This window comes from Xanthomonas vesicatoria ATCC 35937 (assembly GCF_001908725.1).
GTDB lineage: Bacteria > Pseudomonadota > Gammaproteobacteria > Xanthomonadales > Xanthomonadaceae > Xanthomonas > Xanthomonas vesicatoria.
On sequence record NZ_CP018725.1, the window covers coordinates 2,340,925 to 2,352,500 of the forward strand.

9 protein-coding genes and 2 rRNA genes (1 of these 11 running past the window's edge) are annotated in these 11,576 nt (G+C 60.8%); 2 read left to right on the forward strand and 9 right to left on the reverse strand.

Translation table 11 applies throughout. The features are described from left to right. Positions 1-5: 5 nt before the first annotated feature. Positions 6-731, reverse strand: a complete 726-nt coding sequence (locus tag BJD12_RS10260; RefSeq protein ID WP_005996898.1) for an SURF1 family protein — start codon at positions 729-731, stop codon at positions 6-8. Between the two features lie 63 nt (positions 732-794). Between BJD12_RS10260 and BJD12_RS10265 the strand changes: the two genes are divergently transcribed. Then, on the forward strand, positions 795-1,013 hold the full coding sequence (locus BJD12_RS10265; protein ID WP_005996896.1) for a twin transmembrane helix small protein: 219 nt from the start codon (positions 795-797) through the stop codon (positions 1,011-1,013). 95 nt (positions 1,014-1,108) lie between these two features. Here the strand turns inward: BJD12_RS10265 and BJD12_RS10270 are convergent, their stop codons facing one another. Genes BJD12_RS10270 through BJD12_RS10295 form a run of 6 tightly spaced genes read right to left on the reverse strand, consistent with a single transcriptional unit; the run spans position 1,109 to position 5,861 of the window. Further along, entirely contained in the window at positions 1,109-1,984 is an 876-nt protein-coding gene (locus tag BJD12_RS10270; protein ID WP_005996895.1) for a cytochrome c oxidase subunit 3, read from the reverse strand. Positions 1,985-2,021: 37 nt separating this feature from the next. Next, entirely contained in the window at positions 2,022-2,618 is a 597-nt protein-coding gene (locus tag BJD12_RS10275) for a cytochrome c oxidase assembly protein (RefSeq protein ID WP_005996893.1), read from the reverse strand. Continuing rightward, positions 2,615-2,788 carry a hypothetical protein gene (locus BJD12_RS10280; protein ID WP_003484652.1) on the reverse strand — a complete coding sequence of 58 codons (174 nt, stop codon included), beginning with the start codon at positions 2,786-2,788 and terminating at the stop codon, positions 2,615-2,617. The genes BJD12_RS10275 and BJD12_RS10280 overlap by 4 nt, the downstream gene beginning before the upstream one ends. Continuing rightward, positions 2,769-4,373: a cytochrome c oxidase subunit I gene (ctaD, locus tag BJD12_RS10285; RefSeq protein WP_005996891.1), complete on the reverse strand. Its 1,605-nt coding sequence runs from the start codon at positions 4,371-4,373 to the stop codon at positions 2,769-2,771. The genes BJD12_RS10280 and ctaD overlap by 20 nt, the downstream gene beginning before the upstream one ends. Before the next feature lie 41 nt (positions 4,374-4,414). Next, entirely contained in the window at positions 4,415-5,368 is a 954-nt protein-coding gene (coxB, locus tag BJD12_RS10290) for a cytochrome c oxidase subunit II (protein WP_005996889.1), read from the reverse strand. A 16-nt stretch (positions 5,369-5,384) separates the two neighbouring features. Further along, entirely contained in the window at positions 5,385-5,861 is a 477-nt protein-coding gene (locus tag BJD12_RS10295; protein WP_005996887.1) for a DUF2244 domain-containing protein, read from the reverse strand. Between the two features lie 281 nt (positions 5,862-6,142). Here BJD12_RS10295 and putA point away from each other — a divergent pair, with 281 nt between their 5' ends. Beyond that, entirely contained in the window at positions 6,143-9,343 is a 3,201-nt protein-coding gene (putA, locus tag BJD12_RS10300) for a bifunctional proline dehydrogenase/L-glutamate gamma-semialdehyde dehydrogenase PutA (protein ID WP_042828706.1), read from the forward strand. A 616-nt stretch (positions 9,344-9,959) separates the two neighbouring features. Here the strand turns inward: putA and rrf are convergent. After that, positions 9,960-10,074 (reverse strand): 5S ribosomal RNA (rrf, locus tag BJD12_RS10305). A 170-nt stretch (positions 10,075-10,244) separates the two neighbouring features. Beyond that, a 23S ribosomal RNA gene (locus BJD12_RS10310) occupies positions 10,245-11,576 on the reverse strand (it continues 1,549 nt past the right edge of the window).

Sequence of the window (11,576 nt, forward strand, 5' to 3'; positions counted from 1 at the left end):
GCCGGTCAGTGCCCGCGCTGCCGACGGCGCCGCGCACGCCACGTCAGCAGCGTCGCCGTGGTCAGCACCGCCGCGGCAAGGCCGAACCATTGCACCGCGTAACCCAAGTGCCGCGCGGGCGGCAGCGTATTCGGCAGCATCTCCAGATCGCGCGCATAACCGACCGGCATGGCTGGATCCAGGCGTAATACCTGCGACGAAATGTCGCGCCTTTTCAGCGTGCTGCGCAGCGCCTGCGCGTCAAGCCGTGTCGCCAACCAGGTGTTGGGCGTAACAGCGGGCGCCAGCGCCGGCCCGATCGCCAGGCCGGACGACGGCGGCGCGCTCAGCAGCCCTCGCAGATCACGCGCACCTTTGAGCGCAGCGATGGCTGGCAATTGCCGATTCGCCGGCAGCGGCACCCAGCCCAGATCGACCAGCAATGTGCGCGATGTGCCCTGCGCGGCGGCAAGCTGGTAGATACGCACACCGGCTCGCCCGGCGTGCAACTGGTTGTCCAGCAGCACCTGCTGCGGCAGGAACTGCACGCGTCCGCTCACCCATGCCAGCTCCTGCTGCGCGGCGAGTGCCTGTGCCAAGGTCAACGGTGTCTCACGCACGTGCGCTGCGCGTTCAAGCAATGCTTGCTTGCCGTGCATGCGCTGCAGCTGCCATTGCCCAAGCGCAACGAACCCCGCGCTCACCAGCACGGCCAGCCCCCACCCCAAGATCGCCGTGTGCTTGCGCGTCATGACAAGCGACGCAAAAAAGCGTGCAATGCCTGGACCACCACGCCGACGACCACCGGGGCTGCTGTGAACGATTCGCTCAAGACGCTGCTGATTGTCGCCTTCCTGATCGTGATCCTGTGGAACCTGGGGGCCGGCCTCTACTACCTGCTCACCGACCGCGGCCAGACCAAACGCACCGTCAACGCACTGACCTGGCGCATTGGATTGTCAGTCGCGTTGATCGCCATCGTGATCATCGGCATCTACACCGGCTGGATCAAGCCGCATGGCATCGGCCGCTGACGCGGCTGGCGGGATTTGAGATTCGACATTAGGGATTGGCAAGAGCAAAAACGGAACACTTTTTTTTGCAAATCACCAATCCCGAACCCCTGCCCTCAAAGCACATACACGAACAGGAAAAGTGCCAGCCAGACGACATCGACAAAGTGCCAATACCACGCGGCCGCTTCGAACGCGAAGTGGTTGTCGCGGCTGAAGTGGCCCTTCGCCGAGCGTAGCCACATCACTGCCAGCATGATCGTGCCCAGCAGCACATGCATGCCGTGGAAGCCGGTGAGCATGAAGAACGTGGAGCCGTAGATGCCCGAGCCCAGGGTGAGATTGAGTTCGGTATAGGCGTGGATGTACTCCTCCGCCTGCAGGAACAAAAACACGCAACCCAGCAATACGGTCAACCCGAGCCATAACAGCAGCGCGCCGCGGCGGCCTCCCTTCAGCGCGTGGTGGGCAATGGTCAGCGTCACACCGGAGCTGAGCAGGATCAGCGTATTGATCAGCGGCAATCCCCAGGCCGGAATGGTCTGGAATTGCCCGCCGATCGTTCCCGGGCCGTTGGTCGGCCAGGCGGCGGAATAGCCGTTCCACAGCAGTTCGTTGGTCATCACGCCATCGCCTTCGCCGCCCAGCCAGGGCAGTGTCAGTACGCGCGTGTAGAACAGCGCACCGAAGAACGCTCCAAAAAACATCACCTCGGAAAAAATGAACCACACCATCCCCATGCGGAACGAACCGTCTACCTGGCGGTTGTAGTTGCCGGCGTTGGACTCGCGAATGACGTCTCCAAACCACATGAACAAGGTCGCCAGCAACATCGCCATGCCGGCAAAGAATGTCCAGCGCCCCCATGCCGCGTCGTTGAGCCAACTGGCCACGCCAATCATCATCACGAACATCGCAATCGACCCGACGAAGGGCCATTTGCTTTGTGTCGGGACGAAATACGCATCGGCGTTGGGACTGTGATCGGCCATGGCGTTGCTTCCGTGTCGTGGTACGGGTGGATGAAGGTTATGGCGCCGCGCGTGGCGTGCCGGACACGCCCCCGCCCTGCAGTTCCGAAGTCAGCGCGTCGTTGCGATAAAACGTGTAGGACAAGGTGATCGTGGTGACTTCCGCGGGCAATGCAGGGTCCACGATGAAACGCAGCGGCATGTCGCGCGTCTCCCCGGCCTGCAGCGTCTGCGCGGTGAAACAGAAACATTCGGTCTTGTTGAAATAGCCCGACGCACGCGCCGGCGCAACCGATGGCACGGCGCTTCCTACCACCGCGCGCTTGCTGTCGTTACGCGCGAAATACAGCGCCTCATTGAGCTCGCCTGGCACCACGTCCATCGTCATCTGCTCAGGATGGAAGGTCCACGGCAATTTCGAATTGACCCCGGCATCGAATTCGACGCGCACCGTGCGTTTACCACCGCCCACCGCATTGGACGCACCTTCGCGGGCGCTGCCCGGTGCGCGCTCCATGCGGATCCCGAAGACTTTTTCGCACGCAATGCGGTACAGCGGCACCAGCGAAAAGGTCAACACGAAGACGCCCAGCACCACGCCCAGCAGCTTGAACAAGCCAGCAGTCGGCGCATGCGTGGGCGCGCGCGCAGTCATCGGCCGATAACGCCCGAGGCAATGAAGCCGGCATAGATCAGCAGCGCAATGATTCCCACCGTGATTGCCGTGCGGCGTACCGCACGGCGCTGCTGCGCCTGTCGCTCGGCAGCGGAGAGCAGACGCGTCACCGCCGGCTCCGACGCCGACTCAGTGGCCGATGTCTTCATGGGCAAGATCTCCAGGCTTGATGACCGGCGGCACGGTAAAGGTATGCGCAGGCGCCGGCGACGGCACCGTCCACTCCAGCCCCTTTGCACCTTCCCAGGCACGCGCATCGGCACGGGCGCCACCGCGCAGCGATGCCAACAGAATGGCGGCCATCAGGAAGGGCGTGGCAAACATGCCGAACGCACCGATCGAGCTGACCAGGTTCCAGTCGGCAAACACAACGTTGTAATCGGGGATGCGCCGCGGCATACCGGCCAGGCCGAGGAAGTGCTGCGGGAAGAACAACAGATTGACGAAGATCATCGTCCACCAGAAATGGAACTTGGCCCAGGCCTCGTTGTACATCCGCCCGGTCCATTTGGGCCACCAGTAATAGACCGCTGCAATCAACGCAAACACCGCACCGGTGACCAGCACGTAATGGAAATGCGCCACCACAAAATAAGTATCGTGATACTGGAAGTCCGCCGGCACGATTGCCAGCATCAGACCGGAAAAACCACCGATACTGAAAAGAATCACGAATGCCACAGCCCACAGCATCGGTGATTCGAACGTCAGCGAGCCCTTCCACATCGTGCTGACCCAGTTGAAGACTTTCACCCCGGTCGGGATGGAGATCAACATCGTGGCGAACATGAAATAGATTTCACCACCGAGCGGCATGCCCACGGTAAACATGTGGTGCGCCCATACGATGAAGCTCAAGAACGCGATTGCCGCGATCGCATAGACCATCGCCTGATAGCCGAACAACGGCTTGCGGCTGAAGGTGGGAATGATTTCACTGACCACGCCGAATGCCGGCAGGATCATGATGTAGACCTCCGGGTGCCCGAAGAACCAGAAGATATGCTGGTACATCACCGGGTCGCCACCGCCGGCCGCGTTGAAGAAGCTGGTGCCGAAGAACTTGTCGGTCAGCAACATCGTGACCGCACCGGCGAGCACCGGCATCACCGCGATCAAGAGGAACGCGGTGATCAGCCAGGCCCAGCAGAAGATCGGCATCTTGAGCAGATCGATGCCGGGCGCGCGCATGTTGAGCACGGTGGCGATGATATTGATCGCGCCCATGATCGAACTGACGCCAGCCACGTGAATCGCAAACACGCTAAAGGCCACGTTGTAACCGCCCTGCAGCGACAGCGGCGGATACAGCGTCCAGCCACCGGCCGGCGCGCCTCCGGGCAGGAACAACGTCAGCAACAACAAGGTGAAGGCAACCGGCAGCAACCAGAACGACCAGTTGTTCATGCGCGGCAGCGCCATGTCCGGCGCGCCGATCTGCAGCGGAATCATCCAGTTCGCCAGACCCACAAAGGCCGGCATCACCCCACCGAAAATCATCACCAGCGCATGCACGGTGGTCATCTGGTTGAAGAATTCGGGCTTGACGAACTGCAGCCCCGGCTGCATGAGTTCAGCGCGGATCACCACGCTCATCGCCGCGCCAATGATGAACATCACGAAGGAGAACAGCAGATACAGCGTGCCGATGTCCTTGTGATTGGTCGAAAAGAACCAGCGCTCGACAAAGCCGGGCTGGTGGTGTCCGTGGTGATCGACTGCGGTATGCGCCATGACGGAACGACCTCTGCGAAGCGGTACGGTTGCGAGCGGTGTTAGAGAGCGGCGGTCGGCGCGGCAGGTTGTGCTGCCGGGGTAGGTGACGCTGCAGGCGCAGCCTCACCGGTGGGTGCTGTCGCTGGTGCCGCAGGTGCCGGAGGCGCTGCCGTGGGCGCGGTACCTGCACTGCTTCGACGCGACGCCAACCAACGCTGGAACTCGGCCTTGGGCAGTGCTTCGACCACGATGGGCATGAAGCCATGATCCTTGCCGCACAGTTCCGCGCACTGTCCCCGGTACACACCCGGCTGCTCGATATTGGTCCACGCCTCGTTGACGATGCCCGGGATGGCGTCCTGCTTCCAACCCAGTGCAGGCACCCACCACGCGTGGATGACGTCGTCGGCGGTGATCACGAAACGGATCTTGGTATTGACCGGCAGTACCAGGCGATTATCGACATCGAGCAGATAATGCGGTTGCGATGCAGCAGTAGGACGTTCACCGCTCTGCCGGATGCGGTCCGATTCGCGCGCCAGGCGACTGGTGAACTCTACCCCCTGACCCAGATATTCGTACTTCCACATCCATTGGTACCCGGTCACCTTGACGGTCATTTCCGACTCACGGGTGTCGTACATCGCAATCAGCTTGGCCGTCGCCGGCCATGCCATCGCAATCAGCACCAACACCGGAATTACCGTCCACAGCACTTCGGCACGCGTGTTGTGGCTGAACTGTGCAGCCACGGCGCCCTTGGACTTGCGGAACTTGAAAATCGCATAGCCCATCGCCCCGAAGACCAGCGCACCGATCACCACGCAGACCCACAGCGCCACCATGTGCGCCTCGTAGGCCATGCGCGCAGTCTGGGTGACGCCGCGGCCCATATTGAGCTGCCATTCCTTGGGATCGGCCGATTGCGCCCACACGGCGGGGGCGCCGACCAGCGCTGCCATCGCCAGGCCCAATCTTGTGTACGTCGAATTCCAGCTGCTGCGTTGCGTCATTGCCTAGACCCTTACGTCATCGGTGACGGCCATTGGCGGCCGCGAGCAAGCGTTTTAGCGTATCTGCCAGTTCCACACGTTCGGCCGGCCCGAGAAAACTCCCAATCTCGATCTGCCTGCCACTGCTCACCAACAGCACCCTGTCGTCGCGTTCCATGCATAGCCGCACCCAATGCGGATGTGCCTGAAACGCTGGTGGCGCGTGCCCGGACGGAAACACCTCAACGGCGGTCTCCCCGACCCGGATCGCTTCTTCGCGCTCGCCACTTCGCCATAACTGCCGTAGCGCCAGCGCCACCACACCACTGTGCAACAGGGCGAATACCGGCGCGAATGCATTGCCGGTCCACCACCCCAGGCCCGCAAATAACCACATCGTTCCCGCAAGGACTGCAAACAACAACACGAACTGCCTGGCCGACAGCGCCCGCGGAGGCTGCAACCGCAATTGCGTCCCGACCCCTTCGGACATCAACGGCAGCACTTCGATCATTGGCAACACGCAGCGCACTGCGGGAACAGCCCGATGGTAGACCCGTGCGAACGCATGCAGCAAGCATTTCCGCCGATCAAAAATTTGCTGCAGTGCAGCTAAAAATGCGTGGAAATCAAATACTTCACCCGAGATGGCCAACCGCGCGCGCGTCCTCGAATGCTTTCACCATCACCCGCTCGGCCCACCTGCACAAAACGGCAGTAAAGCTGCCGTATCCACACAAGTGTGCGGGGACTCCCGCTCTCTAAAATACGCGAGGATTCCCAGGCACCTTTCGCATGAACGCTCAACTCGACTCGCTTGCCTCCACCCCCGCTGCGCGCTCATTGCTCGCGCCCGAACTCCCGGTCGCGCCCGGTGCATTGCGCGCTGCCATCACCGCTGCCTGGCTCAAGGACGAGGCCGAGCATGTACACGAATTGCTGGACCAGGCGCGCCTGCCGGCCGCAGAGCAGGCCAAAGTGCAGGCGCTTGCTGCCGACTTGGTGGCCCGCGTGCGTGCACGGGCACAGGATCAGGGCGCGATCGAAGCCTTCATGCGCCAGTACGATCTGGGAAGCGAGGAGGGCGTACTGCTGATGTGCGTGGCCGAGGCGTTGCTGCGCATTCCTGACCAGGACACCGCTGACAAGCTGATCCGCGACAAGCTCGGCGATGCGGACTGGAAAAAGCACATGGGCGGCAGCGACTCGGTGCTGGTCAACGCATCGACCTGGGGCCTGATGCTCACCGGCAGGCTGGTGCAACTCAACGACCTCACCCGCGCGGATGTGCCCGGTGCCTTCAAACGCCTGATCGGCCGCGTGGGCGAGCCAGTGATTCGTCTGGCCGTGCGCCAGGCGATGAAGATCATGGGCCATCAGTTCGTCATGGGCCGCACCATCGGCGAAGCATTGTCGCGTTCGCGCAAAGGCGACAATGCCGACTATCGCTATTCGTTCGACATGCTCGGCGAAGGCGCGTTGACCATGAAGGACGCGCAGCGCTATCTGCAGGCGTACCGCGATGCCATCCATGCGATCGGCCGCAGCGGTAGTTTCGTTGGCACCGACGTATTCGCAGCGCCGAGCATTTCGATCAAACTCTCCGCGTTGTATCCGCGCTACGAACACGCCAAGCGAGCACGCGTGATGGCCGAACTTGTACCTGGCGTGCTGGAGCTCGCGCAGCTGGCCAAGTCGTACGGCATTGGTTACACCGTCGATGCCGAAGAGGCCGACCGGTTGGAGCTGTCGCTGGACATCATCGAAGCGACCTTCTCCGACCCGTCGCTCGATGGTTGGGAAGGCTATGGCTTGGCAGTGCAGGCGTATCAGAAGCGCACGCCTTACACGATCGACTTCCTGGCCGATCTGGCGCGGCGCGTCGGCCGACGTATCCCGGTGCGCTTGGTCAAGGGCGCGTATTGGGATGCAGAGATCAAGCGCGCGCAGATCGAAGGTCACCCTGGCTATCCGGTGTTTACGCGCAAACAGAACACCGATGTGTCCTACCTGGCCTGCGCTCGACGCATGTTTGCGCACAGCGATGCGCTGTATCCGATGTTCGCTACCCACAACGCGCAGACCATTGCCGCGGTACGTGCCATCTCTGCAGGAAAGACGTACGAGCATCAAAAACTGCACGGCATGGGCGATGACCTGTATGCCGAGGTAATTCCTGCCGATCGTCTAGGGTTGCCATGCCGCGTGTATGCACCGGTCGGCTCGCATGAAGATCTGCTGCCCTACCTAGTGCGTCGCCTGCTCGAAAACGGCGCCAACTCCAGCTTCGTCAATCGCATCACCGATGAGGACGTCGCCATCGAAGACCTGATCCGCGATCCGGTCGAAGCGGTGTCGTCGTTTGCTTCCATCCCGCATCCCAAGATCCCGCTGCCGACCGACCTGTTGCGCAGCCAGAACCAGAACAGGAAGAACTCCATGGGCGCCAATCTCGCCAACGACAACGATTTGCGGCACCTGGCCGAGCAACTCAATGCTGCCGTCAAACCGTGGAAGGCAGCGCCGCTGGTACCCGGCGCGGTGATCAGCACGCCGAGCGAAGCAGTCCTGAACCCGGCAGATCGCCGCGAGACGGTCGGACATTGGCAGCCAGCCGATCCCACGACGGTGCAAAAGGCGCTTGCTTCGGCAGCTGCGGCCCAGCCGGGCTGGAACCGCACCCCGGCGGCAAGCCGCGCCACCATCTTGGAACACGCCGCCGACCTGCTCGAAGCACGCATGCCTGAGTTCATGGCGATTTGCGTCAAGGAAGCCGGCAAGACGCTGCCCGACGCCGTGGCCGAAGTGCGCGAGGCGGTGGATTTCCTGCGTTATTACGCAGGCCAGGGGCGCGCGCAATTCGGCGCACCCGAGCGCCTGCCGGGGCCGACCGGCGAGTCCAACGAACTGCAATTGCACGGTCGTGGCGTGTTCGTCTGCATCAGTCCATGGAATTTTCCGCTTGCGATCTTCCTTGGTCAGGTCGCCGCCGCGCTCGCTGCCGGTGACAGTGTGATTGCTAAGCCCGCCGAGCAGACCAATCTGATCGGCTACGCCGCGGTGAAGCTGCTGCACGAGGCCGGCATCCCGGAGGCTGTTGTGCAATTCCTGCCCGGCGATGGCGCTACCGTGGGCGCTGCACTGACCAACGATCCGCGCGTGGCGGGCGTGGCGTTTACCGGTTCCACCGAAACCGCACGTACCATCAACCGCACGCTTGCCTTGCGTGATGCCGCGATCGGCGTGTTGATCGCCGAAACCGGTGGCCAGAATGCTTTTATCGCCGACTCGTCGTCGCTGCCCGAAGCGGTAGTGAAGGATGCAATTTCCAGCGCTTTTATCTCCGCCGGACAGCGCTGCTCGGCGGCACGTGTGCTGTTCGTCCAGGACGACATCGCCGACAAGGTCATGACCATGCTTGCCGGTGCGATGGGCGAGCTGAAGATCGGCGACCCCGGTCTGCTCTCCACCGACGTAGGCCCGGTAATCGATGCAGATGCTCTCAAGATCCTGGACGATCACGCAGCACGAATGGATCGCGAAGCGCGCTTGATCGGAAGTACCAAGCTGGATGACAGTATCGCGCATGGCAGCTTCTTCGCCCCCCGCGCCTATGAGCTGACGTCGCTAGGCCAGCTGCAACGCGAGGTGTTTGGCCCGGTCCTGCATGTCATCCGCTGGAAAGCGGACCAACTCGACGCTGTCATCGAGCAGATCAACGCGACAGGCTACGGCTTGACGATGGGTGTCCATTCGCGCATCGATGAAACCATCGACCGTATTACATCGCGCGTCGCGGTTGGCAACGTCTATGTCAACCGCAATCAGATTGGTGCCGTCGTCGGCGTCCAACCGTTCGGCGGCCAAGGCCTGTCCGGCACCGGCCCGAAAGCCGGCGGCCCGCACTACTTGCTGCGGTTTGCCACCGAGAAGGTCGTCACCGTCAATACCACCGCAGCAGGCGGCAACGCCTCGCTACTGACCCTGGGCGACTGAACATCTGTTCGACGGGTGCAATGGTGCTGATAAGCAAAACCCCGCTAAGGCGGGGTTTTTGTTGCATCCACATGCCAATAAGGCAAGCTGTTTGGGTATCGGTACTGTCGTAACGCAAAGCCTAATAAGTCATTGCCGCGCAACGCTGGCGCTGGTGACTTTCCATTTGCTGGATGTTGAGAGCTAGCAGTAACCCACATTCGTGTGAGTCAGAAGACATCACAATCAACGTACTGACGGCCCTGATGCCTTGAATAAGGGAGCGCAGCGGCATGTGGAAGAGTTGACGCTTACGACACCTCGACGTGTTTACAGCCCATCAAGGACGCTGTGGCCCGCTCATCCGCCATCTCGTCGTATTGCCACCTTTAGGGAAGCCGCGGCAAGGCTTGGTGGCAACTGCGACGGCGACGCGATGGCGGTGCGACATGCGATGGCGCAACCGGCCAGCGGCCGCAAGCTCCTGCCTGGCAGGAAGTGGCCTTGCTGCTGGGTACCGGAGCACCTGCAACGAGGCGAGGCAGCGGCTGGCTGCGACGGTGTTGAGATTGGTGTAGCCGCATGTCAGGCAAAAAGAAACCCTCCATCCTTTCGGATAGAGGGTTTCGGGTAAAGCCCCTGGCGATGACCTACTCTCGCATGGCTTGAGCCACACTACCATCGGCGCAGCTGCGTTTCACTTCCGAGTTCGGGATGGGATCGGGTGGTTCCACAGCGCTAATTTCACCAGGGAGACGGTTGGAGCGTCGCCAGTTGCTGCTTCCTCAAACGTGAGCACGGGTGTGCAAGCGTTTGCGTGTGGAAGCACCTACGGCGCTCAGCCTCGCATAGTTAACTTGTGACGTAGCTTGCGTTTGATGATCTACCAACGTTCGTTGGGACCAAGGCAACTTGAGGTTATATGGTCAAGCCGCACGGATCATTAGTATCAGTTAGCTCAATACATTGCTGTACTTACACACCTGACCTATCAACCACATAGTCTATATGGTTCCTTTAGGGGGCTTGTGCCCCGGGAAGTCTCATCTTGAGGCGCGCTTCCCGCTTAGATGCTTTCAGCGGTTATCGCTTCCGAACATAGCTACCCGGCAATGCCACTGGCGTGACAACCGGAACACCAGAGGTTCGTCCACTCCGGTCCTCTCGTACTAGGAGCAGCCCCTCTCAAACTTCCAACGCCCATGGCAGATAGGGACCGAACTGTCTCACGACGTTCTGAACCCAGCTCGCGTACCACTTTAAATGGCGAACAGCCATACCCTTGGGACCGACTACAGCCCCAGGATGTGATGAGCCGACATCGAGGTGCCAAACACCGCCGTCGATATGAACTCTTGGGCGGTATCAGCCTGTTATCCCCGGAGTACCTTTTATCCGTTGAGCGATGGCCCTTCCATACAGAACCACCGGATCACTAAGACCTACTTTCGTACCTGCTTGATCCGTCGATCTTGCAGTCAAGCACGCTTATGCCTTTGCACACAGTGCGCGATGTCCGACCGCGCTGAGCGTACCTTCGTGCTCCTCCGTTACTCTTTAGGAGGAGACCGCCCCAGTCAAACTACCCACCATACACGGTCCCTGATCCGGATAACGGATCTAGGTTAGAACGTCAAGCACGACAGGGTGGTATTTCAAGGATGGCTCCACTGCAGCTAGCGCCACAGTTTCATAGCCTCCCACCTATCCTACACAGACGAACTCAACGTTCAGTGTAAAGCTATAGTAAAGGTTCACGGGGTCTTTCCGTCTTGCCACGGGAACGCTGCATCTTCACAGCGATTTCAATTTCACTGAGTCTCGGGTGGAGACAGCGCCGCTGTCGTTACGCCATTCGTGCAGGTCGGAACTTACCCGACAAGGAATTTCGCTACCTTAGGACCGTTATAGTTACGGCCGCCGTTTACTGGGGCTTCGATCAAGAGCTTCGCCTTGCGGCTGACCCCATCAATTAACCTTCCAGCACCGGGCAGGCGTCACACCCTATACGTCCACTTTCGTGTTTGCAGAGTGCTGTGTTTTTGATAAACAGTCGCAGCGGCCTGGTTTCTGCGACCCTCTTCAGCTATAGCTCGCATGAGCCACCAAAAAGGGTGCACCTTCTCCCGAAGTTACGGTGCCATGTTGCCTAGTTCCTTCACCCGAGTTCTCTCAAGCGCCTGAGAATTCTCATCCTACCCACCTGTGTCGGTTTACGGTACGGTCTTCGTGAGCTGAAGCTTAGGAGCTTTTC

Bases quoted from the DNA above. Each gene is read 5' to 3' on its own strand.
- BJD12_RS10275 (WP_005996893.1), bottom strand. From the start codon at position 2,618: ATGACTGCGCGCGCGCCCACGCATGCGCCGACTGCTGGCTTGTTCAAG.
- putA (WP_042828706.1), top strand. From the start codon at position 6,143: ATGAACGCTCAACTCGACTCGCTTGCCTCCACCCCCGCTGCGCGCTCA.
- BJD12_RS10295 (WP_005996887.1), bottom strand. From the start codon at position 5,861: ATGATCGAAGTGCTGCCGTTGATGTCCGAAGGGGTCGGGACGCAATTG.
- BJD12_RS10260 (WP_005996898.1), bottom strand. From the start codon at position 731: ATGACGCGCAAGCACACGGCGATCTTGGGGTGGGGGCTGGCCGTGCTG.
- BJD12_RS10270 (WP_005996895.1), bottom strand. From the start codon at position 1,984: ATGGCCGATCACAGTCCCAACGCCGATGCGTATTTCGTCCCGACACAA.
- coxB (WP_005996889.1), bottom strand. From the start codon at position 5,368: ATGACGCAACGCAGCAGCTGGAATTCGACGTACACAAGATTGGGCCTG.
- BJD12_RS10280 (WP_003484652.1), bottom strand. From the start codon at position 2,788: ATGAAGACATCGGCCACTGAGTCGGCGTCGGAGCCGGCGGTGACGCGT.
- ctaD (WP_005996891.1), bottom strand. From the start codon at position 4,373: ATGGCGCATACCGCAGTCGATCACCACGGACACCACCAGCCCGGCTTT.